The organism is Paenibacillus sp. NPDC101420 (genome assembly GCF_050277435.1).
GTDB lineage: Bacteria > Bacillota > Bacilli > Paenibacillales > Paenibacillaceae > Paenibacillus_AQ.
Genome location: NZ_JBNNSE010000002.1, coordinates 1,014,584 through 1,035,343, shown reverse-complemented (window position 1 = coordinate 1,035,343; position 20,760 = coordinate 1,014,584). Strand labels below are relative to the sequence as shown.

Genomic DNA, 20,760 nt, shown 5'->3' with positions numbered 1-20,760 from the left:
CTCTCCTCCTAATCGTAACCGCTATATCTAATAGATAAAACCTCATATTCAAAAGAAAAAAGGCCCCGCTTAGGGGCCAATTCTCAACAAATATAAGAAAGTATAAGTTACATCTTATCCCTTAACCTTATATTCCACCTATTTAGCGTATTCAACAGCCCGTGTCTCACGAATAACGGTAACTTTGATATGTCCTGGATAATCCAGTTCACTTTCAATCATTTTCGTAATATCGCGAGCAAGACGGAATGCCTCTGCATCGTCAATCTTCTCTGGCTGTACCATCACGCGTACCTCACGGCCCGCCTGAATAGCAAATGATTTCTCAACGCCTTCGAATGACTCTGAGATTTCTTCCAGTTTTTCTAGACGTTTAATATACGTTTCCAGTGTTTCACGGCGAGCGCCAGGTCTTGCTGCTGACAATGCATCAGCTGCACCAACCAACATAGCAATAACCGAGGTAGCTTCGCAATCTCCATGATGAGACGCGATACTGTTGATAACAACCGGATGTTCCTTATATTTCTTCGCTAGTTCAACGCCGATCTCAACATGCGATCCTTCTACTTCATGATCCAGCGCTTTGCCGATATCATGGAGCAATCCTGCACGTTTTGCAAGCACGATGTCTTCCCCAAGCTCACCGGCCATCAGTCCAGTTAAATAAGCAACCTCCATGGAGTGTTTCAATACATTTTGACCATAGCTTGTACGGAATTTCAGACGACCCAGAATCTTGATCAAATCTGGATGCAATCCGTGAACACCCACTTCGAAAGTAGCTTGTTCACCATATTCGCGAATTCGTTCGTCCACTTCTTTGCGGGATTTCTCCACCATCTCTTCAATTCGAGCGGGATGGATACGTCCATCTGCCACAAGCTTCTCAAGTGCCGTACGGGCCACTTCACGGCGGATTGGATCAAATCCCGACAAAATAACTGCTTCCGGCGTATCATCAATAATGAGGTCGATACCTGTAAGAGTTTCGAGTGCACGAATATTACGGCCTTCACGACCGATAATCCGCCCTTTCATCTCTTCGTTCGGCAGGGTAACAACTGAAACTGTTGTCTCCGCTACGTGATCAGCTGCACAGCGTTGGATAGCGAGTGTGATGATTTCACGGGATTTCTTATCCGCTTCCTCTTTCGCCTGCTGTTCAATCTCTTTGATCATTTGAGCCGTTTCATGGCGAACTTCTTGCTCAACATTGCTAAGAATAATACTTCTTGCATCTTCGATGCTTAAATTGGAAATTCTCTCCAATTCAGTGACTTGGTTTTTGTAAATAACATCAATTTGCTGTTGGGTTTCATCAATTCGTTTCTCTTTGTTAGCTACTTGTTCTTCTTTTCTTTCAAGCGATTCCATTTTTTTATCCAGAGATTCTTCCTTTTGCAGCAAACGTCTCTCTTGCCGTTGGATTTCATTCCGACGTTCACGAGTTTCTTTCTCAGCTTCAGTACGGATTCTATGGACTTCGTCCTTAGCTTCCAATACTGTTTCTTTCTTCAGCGCCTCTGCGTCTTTCTTCGCGTTCTCCACGATGACTACGGCTTCTCTTTCTGCGCTTTGAATTTTAGCTTCTGCAAGGGATTTACGAATAAAATAACCGAACCCAAAGAATAATGCAGCTACAACGAGAACGATAATGACCCAGATCCATGCTTGCATCTGTTCACCTCCTCGTTGGTTCCTCTCCAAGGTATATCCCTGGGAATTGTGCAGTTGTTAAACTATCCGTTCATCACCATACAAAAAACCGGTAAATAACCGATTGCCATACTGCACATGCTGCACATGCACACTGCCCGCCTTATCCGGCGATTACATTTCATATGAGTTGTACGCGAACCGTTTTAAAAAGTCACCTTTTTGGGAAGGAAAAAGGATTCTTACTTTATGCCGATTCATGTTATATTTTATTATTTATAAAAAGACATTGTCAAGAGAGTCGATATGCGCATTAATGTCAAGAGAATCAGTGAGTCTAGTAAAATTCCTCATCTTCACCCTCATAATTGTCTTCCTCAAGTAAAGTATTGATCACTTGTCGCACCATATCACCCGAGAATCCACGCCGCATTAAGAAGGCTCCAGTCTTTCTGCGCTTATCTGTGGCTTCACCACGAATAAGATTCCATTTCTTACGACCAATCTGAAGTGCACTCTCTAGTTCTTGTTCAGGACTGACATTCTCCAGTGCTTCCGAGATCAAGGTTTTGTCGATTCCTTTCTCACGTAGCTCTTGGCGAATCCACATTTTCCCTTTTCGCTGGTTCGTAATGCGTTGCTCCGCCCATTGCTTTGCATACAAGGGGTCATCAAGCAATCTTTCCTGCTGTAGCCGTTGCACCACTTCCGCAATAATAGTCTCCCCTATTTCCTTCTGCCGTAAACGGCGAGTCATTTCCATAGCGGTACGTGGCTTCCGTTCTAGATAACGAAGTCCTTCTACATAAGCTCGTTGTCGCTCATCAGCAACAACAATTTCCTCCAAATCGGCTTTCATAAAAGAATTTCCAGTAATCATCCGATATTTAATCATGACGTCTTCGTGTACAGTCATGTTATAGGCTCCGAAATGTATGATGTAGCGGTGGTCCGACTTCTTCTGACGTTCTACCTTAGTAATTTCTAAAAGTTCTCCATCAGGAAAATCAGATAGGACCTGTACGTCCTGCTCATCCGATTCAAAATCCATATCCAGCTGTATTACCATAGTTGCTTGTCACCTCATAGCAATAAAATATCCCCACAAAGTGCGGCTTAACTTCGGTGCGTACTCAGGTACTTTGGGGGGACCCCAAATATATATGTTCTTACACTGTTAAGAAAAGACACCCTGCAACAATGAATCACAGGGCGTCCTATTCCTTAGTAAATTCTATTGTTCGATTTCGAGAAGTAGCTTTTCTTCTTCCTCTTGCTCTGCAATGATTTCCGCTTCATTTGGTGCAGCAACAATAGTGGACAGGTTACTTGCTTCACGGATCTTGTTCTCAATGATAAGTGCAATATCTTGATGTTCTTTCAAGAACTGTTTGGCATTCTCACGTCCTTGACCGAGACGCTCACCCTCATAGGAATACCATGCACCACTCTTATTCACGATGTCCATTTCAGTACCGATGTCTACAAGACTTCCTTCTCTGGAAATCCCTTCACCATACATGATATCAACATCAGCTTGTTTAAATGGAGGTGCTACCTTATTCTTCACAATCTTGATCTTGGTTCGGTTACCTACAACGTCGTTACCCATCTTAATACTTTCGACACGGCGAACATCCAACCGTACGGAAGAGTAGAATTTCAACGCCCGACCACCCGGTGTTGTCTCAGGGTTACCGAACATAACACCAATTTTCTCACGAAGCTGGTTAATAAAGATAGCAATTGTATTCGATTTACTAATGGCACCAGATAGCTTCCGAAGCGCTTGAGACATCAAACGAGCCTGTAGGCCGACGTGAGAGTCACCCATATCACCTTCGATTTCCGCTTTAGGAACCAACGCAGCTACGGAGTCAACGACAATAATGTCTACTGCACCACTACGGACAAGTGCTTCAGCAATCTCAAGTGCCTGTTCACCCGTATCTGGCTGAGATAGCAACAATTCATCAATGTTTACGCCCAAGTTACGTGCATACTTCGGATCGAGCGCATGCTCAGCATCGATAAATGCAGCTTGTCCTCCTTGTTTTTGCACTTCTGCAATAGCATGAAGAGCAACAGTCGTTTTACCGGAGGATTCAGGTCCGTATACTTCAATAATACGTCCCTTTGGAAGTCCGCCTATACCTAACGCAATATCAAGTGCCAAAGATCCGCTAGGTACAACTTCCACTTGCATATGAGTGGATTCTCCCAGTTTCATGATCGAACCTTTACCAAATTGTTTTTCTATTTGACGAAGCGCCATATCAAGCGCTGCACGACGATCTGACAATCAGACCACTTCCTTCACTGTTTATAATAATATAATAACGTGTTTTTGAGGTCTTGCCAAGCTTTTTTTCGAACATACATTCGTTTTTTTTGTCTCAAGCGTTAATTATCCCTTTTATTGTAAGCCTCCCTCCGGACATAGAAGTTAACTGATTTCTCTACTTCACCGGACATCAACGACTTATGATCAAAACCAAAACAGCGATCAAAATCTCCGCAGATATACAAAAAACCGCAGCAAAGAAATCTCAGTGCCACGGTTCTTCCGTATGTCTCAATTATAACTGGGCTAATCTCCCATTACAAGTCTGAGCCTTCAAGAGGAGTCTCCACCTTCCGTTCCTCAAGTCTGCGCCATAGACGATACAACAGAGCTTTAACAGTACGCAGTCGTATATTTTCACGTGTACCTTTAAGATTAAGCTCGTATACTTCTGTCTTACGCCCGCGTTCAGCTAAACCAATAAATACAAGTCCAACTGGCTTACGTTCAGAATAGCCTGGTCCTGCTACACCAGTTACAGATAAACCGAAATCACTATCTGCGATCATTCTCACCTGATCAGCTAACACCTCGGCAACTTCACGACTAACTGCCCCTGGAGCATCTGGCCCCTCCAAATAAGCACTTGGCACATTTAGAAGTTTTTTCTTCAGGTCGTTGGAATAACAGACGATTCCTCCCGCAAACATCGAAGCACTGCCTGGAATGTTAGTTATACTCTCCATCAGCAAGCCTCCAGTGCAACTCTCTGCCGCACTTAAAGTCAGACCTGCATCCGCCATCCAATCCACAATCAATTGCTCCAGTGGCACATCAATATTTGCATATAAATGTTCTGGCAAAATCTCTTTGATCTGTTTCTCCAGAATCTCCAGCTTCTTGTAAGCTTCATGCTCGGAAGGCGCCTTTGTCGAAATACGAACGGTTACCTCTCCCTCTTTAGCGTAAGGAGCTATGGTTGGGTCTGTCTGGCTGTGAATAAGATCAATGAGCTTATCCTCAAGCAGTGATTCTCCGATACCGGCAAATTTAAGCATTTTAGAATAAAGTGGCATTTCTGTCGTTAGAGCGTGCTGCTGAAGCCACGGTACAGCTTTATCTACGAACATCGGCTTCATCTCGCGAGGCGGACCAGGAAGCACAATATAATATTTCTTTTCATGCTCAAAAGCAATGCCAACAGCAAGACCAATCTCATTTGGCAACGGTGTAGTTCCTTCAATTATAAGTGCCTGTTTACGATTATTCTCCGTCATAACAATCTTTCGATCATCAAAGAAACGTTGTACATGATCCATTGCCAAGCGATCTATATGAAGTGTGCGACCTAAGGAAGCAGCCAGCGCGTCCTTCGTTAGATCATCTTCTGTAGGACCAATACCACCGGTAAATATGATAACATCCGCTCTGCTTTGAGCGATCTCAATGGCTTGCTGCAAGCGACTGCTGTTATCCCCAACTACGGTTTGAAAATATACATCAATCCCAATAGCAGCTAGCTCAATAGACAAAAACTGGGCATTACTATTTACGATTTGACCGAGCAAAAGCTCCGTGCCTACTGCAATAATCTCCGCTTTCATACCTGGCTTTCGCCTCCTCGTTATAATGTAGATACACTGCTTTTAGGGTTTAAAAAAGGTAATAGGTGCTTTACCTATTACCTCTCCTATATGTAGCTGCCTAAAATGCTTAAGCATTATGCAGCTGTAATAGATCCTTATTCTTCACAAAATAATCAATTCCAGAGTAAATAGTGATCAATGCTGCAGCCCATATAGCAATATCATCTACAGGAATGCTGACGAATTGAAATGGGAAATTATTTAACAACAGCAGTGAGATCGCTACAATTTGTACAACCGTCTTTATCTTACCCCATTTGCTGGCGGCAACCACTTTTCCCTCTAACAATGCTATCTGGCGAAGCCCGGTTACTGCGAACTCACGACTAATGATAACAATTGCGATCCATGAATCACATCTGCCCAATTCCACAAGTGAAATCAGAACTGCAGAAACTAACAGCTTGTCCGCTAACGGATCAAGGAGCTTACCGAGATTGGTGACCATATTATATTTCCTTGCTATGTAGCCGTCTATTCCATCTGTGCTCGCTGCAAGCAAAAAGATTACAGCTGCCACCAAATGATTAACAGATAGCTGAAAAGAGCCCCAATGTATCGGTTCTGGATAAAAACTGAAATCCACCAGTAAGAAAAACATCATAATCGGGATCAGGCAAATACGTGCTAGCGTGATGCGGTTGGGCAAATTCACTGAAGTTCCTCCCCTAAATCGTTCATACAAATTGCCTGAGTCAGGCTCATCTATTTCTACTTAAGCAAGTATATTATAGCTATAAATAGGTGTCAAAAAAAATACAAAGCACCCCGCATAATGGCGCTGATAAGCACTGCGGGGTACAAAATGCTATTTTAAGTTGTTGAACTGCAGGTCCAGCGGCAAATCAGCTTTACGCAAAATCTGGATAATTTGTTGTAAATCATCGCGACTCTTACCAGTTACGCGGATCTGATCTCCTTGAATCTGGCTCTTCACCTTCAATTTCGAATCACGAATCAGGATGTTAATTTTTTTTGCATTCTCCTGATCAATCCCTTGCTTAAGACCTAAACGCTGACGAACACTACCCAGAGAAGCAGGCTCCACTTTGCCGAAATCCAAGTTTTTCAGCGTGATACCTCTCTTCACCATCTTCGATTGTAAAATATCAATAACAGCGTTTAACTTATATTCGTCCTCAGAGGCGATAATAAGTGCGTCTTTCTCCAGCTTCAGACTACTCTTGCTGTTCTTAAAGTCAAAGCGGTTATCAATTTCTTTCTCTGTTTGGTGGATCGCATTGGTTAATTCCTGCATATCCATTTTAGATACGATATCAAATGAACTTTCTGAACTCATAACTACACGTCCTTTGTACTTTTTAGTCTGCTACTATTATAAAAGAATGATACCCTTAAGTCTAATATTGGATAATATGTACCTCACCCGACACAGAAAACAGCCCCACATAGTGGAGCTTTTCCTTCGAAATGAGTTGTGTTTCAGGTAGAAATACGTCTCCAATGGAAAATATCCTCGGAGACGCACATTCTAAATTCTCTATCTGCTTCGAAGCGGGCTTCGAAACATATCCAGAATTCCAAGCACGATATGTGCAAGACCGAACCCGAGAATTCCATAACCCCAAGCACTTGGTGTCATATAGTATCCGATAAGACTGACAACAACCCCAAGTCCAGCTACAATCCAGCTAACAATCATGAATGTACACCCCACTTTGGCTAAGAACTAGAAACAGTCTTATGTTCCCCGCAAAGCCAAAGTCTATGCATCATTTTTCTTATTGGCCTGTTTCATTAGTCTGGTCGGTAGTATCGGTGGTACCTTCATTCTGGGTCGTTTCACTTCCAGTACCGTCATCCAGATTAAGTAGCAGACGAGATGAGGTCTTTTCATCCGTAATCACTTGTCCATTGACAGTAATCTCAGTAGCTGGTGAATAACCAGATTTAATATACATTCCTTCACTTCCAAGCACAAAGCTCATACGATCTCCTGCCGCTGTGTTACCAAATGAGAGTTTTTCACCTTTAGAGTTCTCACCTTTATACACCTCAAGCCAGCTTACCCCAGTAGCAGAAATCTCAACCTTCACTTCACTTCCAGCCGGAGCTGAAACCTTGAATTTTGTTGTTTTTCCTGCTTTCCCATCCGGTGTAACTGTAATGGATTGCGGGGAAGGCGTAGGTGTTGGTAATGGCGTTGGCTCTGCAGTAGGTTCAGTTGTTGCTTCTGTTCCTGCCGAAGAAGTTGGCGCCACAACTCCACCTCCTGAAGCCGGTGGAGATGTTTTAGCAGTCGTAGGATCCTGCTGTTCATTCGTCAGATTCGTCTGATCAATCTGATCAGGATCCGGTTTGTTCAAACTAGATGCATAAATGTAAATCACAACAATAATTAATATTGGAAATGTCCACATAAGCACTGTTGGTAGCCATTTTGCATTCCGTTCGGTTTCAGGTCTACGGCTGCGTTTTTGAATCACCGTTTCCATGGCTGTGTCTTCGGGAGGGGCAGGTACATTCCCATGCTCCTCTAGCAGTTCGTCAGGACTCATCCCTACTGCCTCTGCGTACGTTTTGATAAACGCCCTAACATAAAAACTTCCTGGAAGCACCTTATAGTCTCCAGACTCGATGGCTTCCAAATACTTTTTGCGAATTTTCGTTACTTCCTGGACATCGTCAAGACTCATCCCTTTTTGCAGACGCGCCTCTTTCAATTGCCGGCCCAGTTCCGACATACCATCACCTCCTGTAAATTTCAATGAATATCATTGTTCATTCTTGTTCTATAAATCATCACTGTAGCTAGTCGTAAACGACTCGTACAATATTTCTTCATTTGGATTATTGCGAAGCTCGATAATAATATCAAAATCATCAAAGGTGTACTCAGATTCCCGCACAAAAATATCTGGATGCTCGATCACTTTCGTGCTTGGCATACTCATAACATTTTGTAATAAATTATAATGCTTCTCATTAGAGCGGATCGTACTAACAATACCATCAATTATAAATACATTATGTGGGTTCATCTCATCTTCTGCTAATTGACTTCGAACCGTCTGACGTAAAAGTGTTGAGGAGACAAATGTCCAACGCTTCATCGCGCAGACACTGCCAGCAATGATTGATTCCGTCTTTCCTACACGGGGCATACCTCGAAGTCCTATTACCTGATTTCCATCTTTTTTAAACAGTTCCCCGAGAAAATCGACCAATAGACCAAGCTCATCCCGAGTAAAACGAAACGTCTTCCGATCATCTGAATCCCGTTCAATATATCGCCCATGGCGCACAGCCAGCTTGTCTACGAGTCTTGGAGACCGCAGAGCTGAAACTGTAATATTATCAACTTTCTTGAGCATTTCGCCCATCAGCATTATTTTGTCATCGTCATTGGTCTCCAGCAACATTCCGCGAGTCTTTCCTTCAACGCCATTAATCGTCAGTATGTTGACTTCTAGCATCCCTAACATTGAAGCGATATCACCAAGCAGACCGGGTCTGTTCTTGTGAATCTTGTATTCCATATACCATTGTTTATATTCCACTTGTACACCTCATAGATTCCTTTTCCCGCACTTTGATAACATCAAAAAAATGCCGTTCAGACAAAGCGGTCTGAAACACGGGTCATGTTAATGATATATAAAATAAAAATGAAAGGCAAGGTCAGTCCTGTAATAATTGCAGAAAAGCTCCCACAAGGGGAGCTTTTCCGCAAGCTTAGGCGTGATTTTTCGCCAACTTGACCATGAGTTTAGCAATCGTCTGCTTTTCTTCATCGTTGCCGACGTCCCATAGCTCTTTGATTGCACGGTTTTGAGTGTTTGCTGGATCCACTTTTTCATCGAGGAATTCCCCAATTTCAAAAGCCAGCTTTGAGATTGTGTCTTCACTCATCCCAAGTTTCTCCGCCTGTACAACACGTTTTCCCAGAAATTTCTTCCAGGTGTCAAAATTTTTGATTACGCTATCTTCTTGTGTCATCTTAAATCCTCCTTCATGTTTACGGTCAAACACCTGCATACAGGCTGTAAGCCGCCTTACGTGAGATTTAAAAACAACACTTATAATATGTCTTAGAAGCTAAGTTATTATGCTGGAGCTTTTCTCCAACTGAAGATCAGGTAATCCATCCACCATTTGGACTAATAATCTGGCCAGTGATATACCCGGACTCAGGCAAAGCCAAAAAATAAATTAGTGAAGATATTTCATTAGGCATAGCCAAACGCCCTACTGGAATCTCATCCTCCAGCATACGGACTTCATCCTCCTGTAAATTGGACAGCATGTTCGTATTAACCGCTCCTGGAGCTACCGCGTTAACCGTTACACCAGATGGAGCCAACTCTTTAGCTAAAGCCTTTGTAAAGGCATTCACTCCACCCTTACTAGCCGAATATGCTACTTCGCAAGAAGCTCCAGTGATACCCCATACAGAAGAAACGTTGATGATACGTCCATAACGCTGAGACACCATGTACGGCATGAAAATCTGACTGCACATAAAGGTTCCCTTCAAGTTAATGGACATAATGTCATCCCATTCCTCTTCGGTCACATCAGCTAGCATTCCGTAATGCGATTTACCGGCATTATTGACGAGAATATCCGGCTGCATCCCATTACTCTCAAGCTTTTCAGCCATACGTACAATTTGACTACGATCCTTCATATCCGCGTTTACTGTCATTACCTTTGCGCCAAGGGCCATACAACGCCGAGCGACATCATTCGCAGCTTCATGTGAGTGTTTATAATGAATAACTATATTCATCCCCACAGAAGCAAATCGTTCCGCAATGGCGCCGCCGATCCCTCCGCTTCCCCCTGTAATGAGCACTGTCATTTCCCCTAGTGGTTTGCTGCTCTCTCCCAAAACGCTCACCTAAGGACTCACCACCAATGAAACGGCAAGCTGTTCCCAGTTTACATGGGCTTGCAGACGCTCATTTACTTCTGCCAGAGTGATCGATTCATACATAGGCAGAACTTCAAACAGGTCACCACCACGGAACTGGTAGCGTGTAAATTCATGTGCGATACTTTCAGGGGAGTTCAGCATGCGCAAATAACCGCCAATTTTCTTTTTCCGTGCCCGCTCGAAATCCTTCTCCGCAAAGCCAGACTTTAAGATTAGATCTATTTCTTCTTTAATTCGTTTTAAAAGCAAATCCGGATCCTTTGTATCCCCACCCATTGCAGAAAAAGCATACTGCGGAGAACTATTAAATTCATGTCCAAAGCTGTCCGAGATCAATTCCTCATCATAAAGCTTTTGATACAATGCTGTGCTACTACCTACCAACAAATCGAGCATTAGCTTCGTTATCAGGTCGCGTTTCAGAGAAGCTTCACCTGTTAGATCTTCTACTTTTTCCTTGAAACCAAACATGATTTTCGGCATCGAAACAGCAAGCTTGCTCTCTAGCCGTTTTGTAGCGACTTGTTCGGGTTCATCTTCAAAAATACGCTTGATTTCACCCTGCTTGCCGTAGGTTTTACCCTTTTGGTTAGCGCGAATCAAGGAGAATACTTTCTCCGGGTCCACGCCCCCAACCACGAACAACAACATATTGCTAGGGTGATAAAAAGCGTTATAACATGTGTACAGCGTTTCTTTCGTGATCGTACTAATCGATTCTACCGTACCTGCAATGTCAATCCGAACCGGATGCTTCGAATACATCGCTTCAATAAGGCCAAAATACACGCGCCAATCCGGATTATCAGCATACATATTGATTTCTTGGCCAATAATTCCCTTTTCCTTTTCTACATTCTCATCTGTAAAATAAGGTCGCTGAACAAAATCAACGAGCGTACTAAGATTGGTCTCTATATTTTCTGTTGCTGAGAAAAGATAAACTGTCTGATCAAAGCTTGTAAAAGCATTGGCCGAGGCTCCATTTGAAGCAAAGGTAGCAAAAATATCGCCTTCTGGCTCTTCGAACATTTTGTGCTCTAAAAAGTGAGCTATACCATCAGGAACAGTGGTCTCTTCTCCACCTGCGACATGAAAATGATTGTCAACGGAACCGTATTTAGTTGCAAATGTAGCATAGGTCTTTTTGAAGGTTGGTTTCGGCAACACATATACCTGAAGTCCGTTATCCATGACCTCATGATAAATGGTCTCTTGAAGTCTGTCGTAATGAATTTGTTCCATCGTTATTCCTCCTTTCCTGTCAAGAAATATATCGTATCCAGCTGAAAGGTTTCGGCGGCAGCTTTTACATCTTCAGCACCGATTTGTTCCACCTGCTCCAATAGCTGATCCGCTGTCCGTTCTTTTCCTGACAACTGGCGGTTGAAGTCATAAGAGATCATTTCAAAAGCAGAATCCGGAATCTCGGAAAGCTGATTGCGGATCATAGCTTTGGTCTGACTCAGTTCCAGATCACTGATATTGCCAGCTTTCATCTCTTCCAATTGTTTCGCTATAATGTCCACGGCTTTGCGGTAATTTTGCGTTTCGATGCCTGATTGAATCGTTCCAATGCCCTTGTGGCCGTCATAACGAGACGAAGCATAATAGGCAAGGCTTGCCTTCTCACGTACGTTAACGAAGAGTTTAGAGTGGGGATACCCTCCTAATATTCCGTTGTACATAAGTGCGGACGCGTAATTATCATCCTTATAAGTAATTGAGGTGCGTAGACCCAGGTTCAACTTGCCCTGACTGACATCCAGATTCTCTTCTACAGTCCTCACCTCATTAACTGATACAGGTACGAACTTAGAGCTATATAAGCCCACTTCGGACTGAACCCGGCCAAAATGACGCTGTACAAGCTTTTCTACTTCCTCAGCTGTTGTGTCACCCACTACATAGAGATCAAGGATGGCATCATCCAGCCAGGAATTATACGATTCATACAAACTTTTCGGAGTGATTTGATCCAGATCCGCTCTTTGCCCCAGAGGGTGAAGACGATATGGCTCGTTACGGCACATTTCCTGAATACAGCGCTCAGCAGCGTAACGTATCTTGTCATTTACGATGGACTCCAGCTTCTTGCGAACGGTTTCACGCTCCGTTGCAACATACGAAGGTCGGAAGCTGCCGTCTTCAACTAATGGACGAGTCAGTACTTCACCTAAGAAAGCGAAGGATTGTTCAAGTAAGCTCTCCTGGCTTTGCACAAAAGAGTCATTAATAGTATCCATGCGGAACTGAACGATTTGATAATCGCCTCTTTTATAAATATCAAACCCGAACCCAGCGCCATACAGTTCCTCCAAACGCTCGCGGAATTGCGTGGTCTCCGGATAAGTCGCGGTACCTCTGCGAAGTACGAATGGAGCTAGTGCAGTAGAGGTTACTGTATTCTCATCAAGAGGGATCCCCGCATAAAGTGAGATCGCGTAGGTCTTGAACGCCTTGGTTGGCATAACGTGAATGCGCAAGCCTCCTACGGTGCCATGCTGAAATACATTATTAGTCAAGTCCAAAACTCCTTTACGGCGTGGATAGTTGCTCTACATCATGTTTATGAATTATTAACCATTCTAAACCATTCCAAAGTAAGGAAGCAACCGGAAGCCTCTTCCCGGTTGCTCTCTGAATTCTCTATCCTTCTTTTTACATACAGAAAATATGCTGACCAATCGTCTTCACCTGAGGACGGGTCCAAATCCATTTAGAGGTCGCTGTTTTAGGATTGAAGTAATACAAACATCCACCTGAAGGGTCCCAACCATTGAGTGCTTGCTGCACTGCTTTACGTGCCTGTTCATTGGGCTCCAGATAGATCTGACCATCGGCTACAGCTGTAAATGCTCCCGGTTGAAAAATAACGCCAGACGGCGTATTCGGGAAACTAGGTGATTTCACTCGATTTAAAATGACCGCAGCAACAGCAACCTGACCTTCGAAAGGCTCACCTCTGGCTTCTCCATACACGGCATTAGCCATGATCTTGAGATCATTCTCCGATAAGCCCATCGAATTACCTGAAGACAATCCTGGCGAATTCGTTTTATTGGACGTATTTGTTTTATTACCAGTGTTATTCTGTGCTGTCTTATTTCCCGTGCCCGTAGAAGGCTCAGTAGGCTTCCAGTTCTTCGTGGCGTTATACAGCTTCAGCTTAGTTTTGGCACCCACAATGCCATCAGACTTCATTCCGAATTTCCATTGAAACCAAGTTACTGCATTCTTCGTTTTTGGCCCAAAATGACTGTCTATTTTTCCGGCATAATAACCTAAATGCTTTAATCGCCCCTGCAATTCATAGACATCCTGACCCGTGGACCCAAGTTTAATGGGTGTTGTACTGAAAGCCGGCAAGGCTTCTTCGTCAGGATTATTTAACTCGTGGACAAATGACGCAGCAGCACTTTGCTTGGTCTGAACAATGCCATTCCCCTTGAAAAACGTTCCTGCAAACGGCGCGGCAGCAAGTGCAAGAGTTAAAGCAGCAAATATCCACATCTTTTGTTTCTTCATAGGGTTCGCTCTACCTTTCTTTTGTAAGTTCTGCATGGATGGCTAAAGTTATTATGACGACTGTCAGCGCATCCTATGCATTACTAAAAAAGAAGAAATAGCTTTTCATTATAATTGAGAATAATTATCAATTATATTCGAAATAAGAAAACCATGGAGTTGATATGAATCATGAATTAAAAGGACCACATTTTACTGTGGAACCACGCATTAATTGAAATTATAGATATACGTCATACTTTTCAACATTTTAGTGATATGAATTCACAATAGTCCAAGTAACAGTTCGCACTTTTAGGGAAAAACTCCCTGAAAATAGTGGATATTCTCTGATAATGAATGGAATTAGGGAATTCCTCCCTAAAAATCAGGCCAATTCCTTTATTTCTTACCAAAATTAATAAATTATAGGGATCTTTTCCCTAATTATAAGTCTGAGAACCAATAATCTCAGAATTTCAGGGAGAAATTCCCTAATTATTTCAATGAAGCTTCACTCGGAGCCTTATTCGTAGCTTCACTAAAGCCATTATTTAAAGTGTCATTTACACTTCTTCAGCATGAGTAAGGGGCCGTCCCCAAGTAGTACAAACTACTTGGGGACGGCCCCTTTTTATTGTCTATTTAAGGTTTAAACTGACTTGTTCAGCTTAAGAACTGATCTTGTTATGCTGATACTGCTCAAGTGATACAAGCACCTCACGCGGCTTGCTGCCCTCGTAAGGCCCTATTACCCCACGAGCCTCCATAGAGTCAATCAAACGGGCTGCACGGGTGTAACCAACCCTCATCCGGCGCTGTAGTAGCGAGACTGAAGCTTGCTTCGCTTCAAGCACGATCGTTACGGCCTGCTCATATAACTCATCCTGTGGCTCCTGGTCTTCAGCGATTGTGTCATCAACCTCTGGAACAATGGACTCATCATATTCTGCTTCACCTTGACTGCTGACATATTGAACGATCGTCTCAACCTCTTGATCGCTCATAAAGGCACCCTGCACACGAATCGGTTTAGAAGCTCCCATCGGTAAGAACAGCATGTCTCCCCGACCTAACAGCTTCTCCGCACCTGGCATATCCAGAATGGTACGTGAGTCTACATTGGAAGATACGCCGAAAGCGATACGAGATGGAATATTCGCCTTAATCAAACCTGTAATGACATCCACGGAAGGACGCTGAGTGGCGATAATTAAATGTATACCAGCTGCACGCGCCATCTGTGCAAGCCGACAGATAGCATCCTCTACATCGTTAGCGGCAACCATCATCAAATCCGCAAGCTCGTCCACAATAACAACAATATACGGAAGTATAGCAGCTGGGTTCTCTGCCATCAGCTTATTATAGCCTTCCATGTTGCGTGTTCCTGATTTGGAGAAGAGTTCATACCTTTTCTCCATTTCCACAACGATCTTCTTTAAAGCTAAGCTCGCCCGCTTCGGATCAGTAACGACTGGAGCCAGAAGATGCGGAATCCCATTATAGACATTCAGCTCTACCATCTTCGGGTCCACCATCAGGAATTTGACTTCATCGGGTTTAGCTTTGTATAAAATACTCGTAATAATCCCGTTAATACAAACCGATTTACCAGATCCCGTTGCACCAGCCACCAATAAATGGGGCATCTTCGCTAAATTACCGATAATCGTCTGACCCGAAATATCACGTCCAAAAGCAATCGATAATCTAGATTCAGCTTCCTGAAAGATCTGTGTCTCCATAACTTCACGCATGGTCACAATAGACACTTCGGAATTTGGTACCTCTATCCCAATGGCTGATTTACCCGGAATTGGCGCCTCCATACGTATATCTTTGGCTGCAAGAGCAAGCGCAATGTCATCTGTCAGATTAACAATACGGCTAACTTTGACACCGATATCCGGCTGAATCTCATAGCGTGTAACCGCTGGACCTCTAACTACTTCGAGAACCTTTGCTCTTACACCGAAACTCTCTAGGGTAGCTTCTAGCTTACGGGCGGTCTGCATATAATCATTCTGATCTCCTGCTTTACCGCTGTTGTTAGGTTTGGCTAGAAGTCGGAAAGATGGCAGCTTATATGGTTTTGGTGGAGGTGGTGCCGGTGGAGCAGGAATGATCTGTCCATCAGGAGTGGCGCTTAGCAATCCATCCAAGTCTATAGTCACATTCTCATCAGGCTCATCTGAAGGCTGTTGACTAACTGGATTAGCCCCTGCAACAGGAGCTTTGACGGTAACACCTCGAGCTGCAGGAGAGAATTCACTCCATTCCTCCCGATCTTCCTCATTCAGCCCTTCTGAGCGGATATGCTCAAAGAAGTCGCGAATAATTGGAGTCACAGGTTCCATATCCATATCTGCATCATCAAAATCATGTTGGATATCCTCAAGTGGAGTCACACGACTATCTACTGAAAGCCCAGAAATGATCGGACCGTGCGAAGCACTTGTTACAATTGGACCATGATCATCATCAGAATCGGCTTCCGCCTCTGAACGGGTGGAGCCTGTGAACCAACCGGATATTTTTTTCAATAGAACAGGTTGCTTACGATTAGGTAAATATCGATCGTTTTCTTCCTCTTCGTCATCTTCGTCATAGACAGGCTGCTTCACCGGCCGAGTCTTTGCGGGTGTGGCTGCTTTGGAAGGTCTAGCCGCTACTGGGACTGCCTTCGGACGGTTTGCCGCATGGAGACGAATCCCTTCCACAAACTTAACCGTACGAACTCGCAAAAGAGTAATAATCTCTACATAGGAGAGATTTGTAATTAACATAAAGCTGATGGCAAGCATAACGATCATGAGCAGCTTAGCTCCCAGACTACCAAAGAGCCACAGCAGCGCAGCATACTCCAATCCGCCGATATATCCGCCACTTATATCCTTACCCAGCATATAGACATTACTATTGTTAACACCGGGCGAAAGAGATCCCGAAAGATCATTATGTATTTGTGTCATCACGTTGCCAGGATGGAGCAAGGACAACGGGCCGAGCTTCTGCTCCATTGCAGAAATAGTGCTCATAAGGCACATGGATAGCAGAAGCAAAAGCACGCCTGTATGTCGACTGTTCCAAGAAGAAGGCCATCTTCGATGGATCATAACCATAAGCCCATAAAAAATACCAATAAGCGGCAACACAAAATAAAATCTCCCTAATAAATAACCCGCCATACTTGAAAGTGACCGCCCTACCGCCGCTTCACCGGACAGAGCAATAACGGATATCGTTATTAGTAAAATTCCGTAAATTTCATATTTTAAAACGCTGCCGAGCAGCGCTTTTTTCTTTTTCTTTTTTCGTTTAGCCACGCCAGCCACCCCCGGAACAACATTATACCATATAATGGCGTGGCGTACCTATGTTCTCTTTTGTCAAAAAATGAATCTTTATGTTAACGTAATTATCGCTCCAGGAGAGAACGACGGATCTAAATATCGCTCCAAAGGACAATCCAGTAATCTTACTATGCGCGCGCGTCCTTCCTCCATCGGCTCAACCTGCATGAGCATCCCCTGAACACTTACTTCTCGCGTTGTGGCGTAATTATTAAATGCCCCTTCCCACACCTGTTCCATCGACATTATCGTGTATAGTGTCATTGCGTAAGCCCTCCTGAAATCGCTGCTGTAGGCGCTGCAGAGAAATCTCCACCAATCATGCGGTTAAGATGCGCTAAGGCAGCTCCGATCCCGCCCACCTCATCCATGAGACCATATTTAACGGCGTCCAACCCCCCAACGGCTGTTCCAATATCACGATTGAGCTCACCTGTCTTAAACATGAGGTCACGGAACTGTTCTTCAGAAATCCGAGAATGAGAAGTAACGAATTTTACTACACGCTCCTGCATTTTTTCCATGTATTCGAACGTCTGTGGCACTCCAATTACTAAGCCATTCATACGAATCGGATGTATCGTCATTGTTGCACTTTCCGCAATAATTGAATACGTAGAGGATACAGCGATCGGAACGCCAATACTATGGCCCCCTCCAATGACTACTGTTACCGTTGGTTTAGAGAGCGAAGAAATCATTTCGGCAATCGCTAGACCAGCTTCTACATCTCCACCAACAGTATTTAAAATAATAAGCAGACCTTTAATATTTTTATTCTGTTCAGCTGCCACCAGCTGAGGAATGATATGTTCGTATTTTGTCGTTTTGTTCTGAGGAGGCATTACAATATGGCCTTCAATCTGACCGATGATCGTTATGCAAAAGATATCCGGTTCACCGGTAGGAACCGCTGTTTGTCCAAGCTCTTTAAGTGCACCCATTGTAGTGGGCGGCATATTTTCATTTGTACTTGGATTTCCATCTTGTGGTATAACTTCCTCATTCTTTGCTCCATTTGATCCATTCATGTAGTTCATTTTCGCAGCTCTCCCTTTTCTTATGCAGCTCTGGTCTGCTATAGCCTTACTAACTTTCATTAGTATGACATTTCAGGGCCCCGCATTATGCAAACCTCTCCTCATGATGTGAATATAAACAATACAAAAACCCCTTTTCCCGTAGAAACCGTCCAATATTTCCGGGGAAAAGGGGCCAATGCCCAAGCTATATATTTATTTAAGGAGAATTCTCCTTACACTTCCATGATAATTGGCAAAATCATCGGTCTACGACGCGTTTGCTCGTATAAGAAACGACCGAGTGAATCTTTTACGCTTGTTTTAAGCGATGCCCACTCATTTACTTTCTCACTCATCAGGCGCTGCAGTGTACTGGAAACAATTCGGTTCGCTTCGTCAAGCAGTCCTTCGGACTCACGAACATAAACGAAACCACGAGAAATGATGTCAGGTCCGGAGACAATTGCACCATTCTGTTTGCTTAGTGTAACCACGACAACCAAAATACCATCTTGAGACAGCAGCTTACGGTCACGCAATACAATATTACCTACATCACCTACACCCAGACCGTCAATCAATACGTTACCAGCCGTTACTTTACCAGCTTTACGAGCGGCACCGCCTTGAATTTCCACTATTTCACCGATTTCAGTGATGAAAATGTTCTGAGACTCTACGCCAACGGATTCTGCCAAAAGCGCATGTTTGCGTTGCATACGGTATTCACCGTGAATTGGAATGAAATATTTAGGTTTCATCAGGTTGAGCATAAGTTTAAGCTCTTCCTGGCTACCGTGACCGGATACGTGAACGCCAGAATTGGAACCGCTATAAATTACGTTAGCGCCAAGACGGAACAATTCATCAATGGTACGACCTACATATTTCTCGTTACCTGGTACCGGTGTTGCTGCAATAATAACAGTATCACCTGGCAAGATATCTACTTTACGATGACTGGAACGTGCCATACGGGTCAATGCGGACATTGGCTCGCCTTGGGATCCTGTGCAAAGAACAACGACACGGTTCGCTGCCATTCTGTTCATTTCTTCAGGCTCGATCAGCATACCGTCAGGTACGTTCAGATATCCAAGCTCAGAAGCGATGGATACAACGTTTACCATACTGCGGCCAATAACTGTAATCTTACGACCTGTGGATTCTGCTGCATTAACCACTTGTTGAATGCGGTGCACATTGGAAGCAAAAGTTGCTACAACGACACGTTGTTCAGCTTTGCGGAAAATGTCTTCCAGAACGATACCGACATTTTTCTCAGATGGGGTAAAGCCTGGTTTCTCAGCATTTGTACTATCCGACAAAAGAGCAAGCACGCCCTTCTGACCAATTTCAGCCATCCGATGCAGATTTGCAAATTGACCGTTGACTGGAGTGTGGTCAAATTTGAAATCTCCCGTATGAACTACGTTACCTTCCGGTGTTTCTATGCATACACCGACGGAATCAGGAATACTGTGATTGGTTCTGAAGAAAGTAACTTTGAGCGAACTTCCCAGTTGAATTTCTGAATCTTCATTGATCAGAATTCGTTTGGTGTCACCCAGTAAGTTTGCTTCCTTCAATTTGTTTTCTACAAGGCCTAATGTAAGTCTTGTTCCGTAAACCGGAACATTCAAATTCTTCAGGACATATGGGAGACCACCGATGTGATCCTCGTGTCCGTGGGTAAGTACAATCCCTCTTACCTTGTCACGGTTCTCTGTCAAATAAGAGATATCAGGAATTACAATATCAATACCGAGCATATCTTCTTCCGGGAACTTAAGTCCCGAATCCACGACTACAATGTCAGCTCCATATTGAATGACATACATGTTTTTCCCGATTTCTCCGACTCCGCCCAATGCGAAAATCATCAATTTATCGTTGTTGTTTTTTTTGGACAAATGAATCTAACCCTCCTATGATGTTGGACGTCATACTTTTATTGGTAAATATTGAACTTCGATTATTTCAGCGGCGCTGAACACATTCTTCAAACAGCTGATAGCTTCCTTAATTAACAAGGATATTCCTGATATCTGTAAAATGCGCAATGCGAAAGCTCCCGATTCCGGGCAGTAAAGTTCATATTGAAGCGGACAAATGCCGTCAAAATTCACCGTCGCGCCCCTCGCGCGAAGACATTTCAATCATTTACACAGACTCATCTTGGGACCTATCCTGTCTCACAATGTATACCATTGACGGAAGATTACCGCATATTTAATTTTAACCGCACCCAGTCACTTAAGATCATTATACATGATTTTTTTGGCAAAAGACAAGTCACCCTATCTCGTATCCAAATTCTTTCCTTAAATGTGACCCATTATTTTAGCAAAATATAATAAATATAAAAACCGGCTCTCCACAGGAG

General features: G+C 43.5%; 18 protein-coding genes. All 18 read right to left on the bottom strand.

Translation table 11 applies throughout. The features are described from left to right. Window positions 1-138 precede the first annotated feature (138 nt). A complete protein-coding gene (rny, locus tag ACQKMP_RS13545; RefSeq protein WP_042128807.1) occupies window positions 139-1,680 on the bottom strand; it encodes a ribonuclease Y in 1,542 nt (513 codons plus the stop codon). Between the two features lie 316 nt (window positions 1,681-1,996). Further along, window positions 1,997-2,728, bottom strand: coding sequence for a regulatory protein RecX (locus ACQKMP_RS13540; protein WP_427469543.1), 732 nt, complete (start codon window positions 2,726-2,728; stop codon window positions 1,997-1,999). A gap of 165 nt (window positions 2,729-2,893) precedes the next feature. Then, window positions 2,894-3,961, bottom strand: coding sequence for a recombinase RecA (gene recA, locus ACQKMP_RS13535; protein WP_042128809.1), 1,068 nt, complete (start codon window positions 3,959-3,961; stop codon window positions 2,894-2,896). Window positions 3,962-4,260: 299 nt separating this feature from the next. Further along, a complete protein-coding gene (locus ACQKMP_RS13530; protein WP_042189391.1) occupies window positions 4,261-5,547 on the bottom strand; it encodes a competence/damage-inducible protein A in 1,287 nt (428 codons plus the stop codon). A 109-nt stretch (window positions 5,548-5,656) separates the two neighbouring features. Continuing rightward, the gene (pgsA, locus tag ACQKMP_RS13525) at window positions 5,657-6,244 is read right to left on the bottom strand and encodes a CDP-diacylglycerol--glycerol-3-phosphate 3-phosphatidyltransferase (RefSeq protein ID WP_036688397.1); all 588 of its coding nucleotides are present in this window, start codon (window positions 6,242-6,244) and stop codon (window positions 5,657-5,659) included. Window positions 6,245-6,397: 153 nt separating this feature from the next. Next, entirely contained in the window at window positions 6,398-6,889 is a 492-nt protein-coding gene (locus ACQKMP_RS13520; RefSeq protein ID WP_042128814.1) for a YajQ family cyclic di-GMP-binding protein, read from the bottom strand. A 201-nt stretch (window positions 6,890-7,090) separates the two neighbouring features. Further along, a complete protein-coding gene (locus tag ACQKMP_RS13515) occupies window positions 7,091-7,252 on the bottom strand; it encodes a hypothetical protein (RefSeq protein WP_179086684.1) in 162 nt (53 codons plus the stop codon). Between the two features lie 79 nt (window positions 7,253-7,331). Further along, window positions 7,332-8,294: a helix-turn-helix domain-containing protein gene (locus tag ACQKMP_RS13510; protein ID WP_340970866.1), complete on the bottom strand. Its 963-nt coding sequence runs from the start codon at window positions 8,292-8,294 to the stop codon at window positions 7,332-7,334. A gap of 48 nt (window positions 8,295-8,342) precedes the next feature. After that, window positions 8,343-9,110 carry a DUF3388 domain-containing protein gene (locus ACQKMP_RS13505; protein ID WP_042128818.1) on the bottom strand — a complete coding sequence of 256 codons (768 nt, stop codon included), beginning with the start codon at window positions 9,108-9,110 and terminating at the stop codon, window positions 8,343-8,345. 175 nt (window positions 9,111-9,285) lie between these two features. Beyond that, window positions 9,286-9,549, bottom strand: coding sequence for a DUF3243 domain-containing protein (locus ACQKMP_RS13500; protein ID WP_042189396.1), 264 nt, complete (start codon window positions 9,547-9,549; stop codon window positions 9,286-9,288). Window positions 9,550-9,685: 136 nt separating this feature from the next. After that, the gene (ymfI, locus tag ACQKMP_RS13495) at window positions 9,686-10,414 is read right to left on the bottom strand and encodes an elongation factor P 5-aminopentanone reductase (protein WP_427469753.1); all 729 of its coding nucleotides are present in this window, start codon (window positions 10,412-10,414) and stop codon (window positions 9,686-9,688) included. Between the two features lie 39 nt (window positions 10,415-10,453). Next, complete coding sequence (gene yfmH / locus ACQKMP_RS13490; protein WP_427469542.1) at window positions 10,454-11,734, bottom strand: EF-P 5-aminopentanol modification-associated protein YfmH; 1,281 nt, start codon at window positions 11,732-11,734, stop codon at window positions 10,454-10,456. A gap of 2 nt (window positions 11,735-11,736) precedes the next feature. Continuing rightward, window positions 11,737-13,014, bottom strand: a complete 1,278-nt coding sequence (yfmF, locus tag ACQKMP_RS13485) for an EF-P 5-aminopentanol modification-associated protein YfmF (protein WP_427469541.1) — start codon at window positions 13,012-13,014, stop codon at window positions 11,737-11,739. Window positions 13,015-13,150: 136 nt separating this feature from the next. Next, on the bottom strand, window positions 13,151-14,017 hold the full coding sequence (sleB, locus tag ACQKMP_RS13480; protein ID WP_427469540.1) for a spore cortex-lytic enzyme: 867 nt from the start codon (window positions 14,015-14,017) through the stop codon (window positions 13,151-13,153). A gap of 650 nt (window positions 14,018-14,667) precedes the next feature. Beyond that, complete coding sequence (locus ACQKMP_RS13475) at window positions 14,668-17,325, bottom strand: DNA translocase FtsK 4TM domain-containing protein (protein ID WP_427469539.1); 2,658 nt, start codon at window positions 17,323-17,325, stop codon at window positions 14,668-14,670. 78 nt (window positions 17,326-17,403) lie between these two features. After that, entirely contained in the window at window positions 17,404-17,616 is a 213-nt protein-coding gene (locus ACQKMP_RS13470; RefSeq protein ID WP_042128829.1) for a YlzJ-like family protein, read from the bottom strand. Continuing rightward, window positions 17,613-18,392, bottom strand: a complete 780-nt coding sequence (locus tag ACQKMP_RS13465) for a ClpP family protease (protein ID WP_427469538.1) — start codon at window positions 18,390-18,392, stop codon at window positions 17,613-17,615. Before ACQKMP_RS13465 ends, ACQKMP_RS13470 begins: the two co-directional genes overlap by 4 nt. Before the next feature lie 215 nt (window positions 18,393-18,607). Continuing rightward, window positions 18,608-20,287: a ribonuclease J gene (locus ACQKMP_RS13460; RefSeq protein ID WP_042189403.1), complete on the bottom strand. Its 1,680-nt coding sequence runs from the start codon at window positions 20,285-20,287 to the stop codon at window positions 18,608-18,610. Window positions 20,288-20,760: the final 473 nt, after the last annotated feature.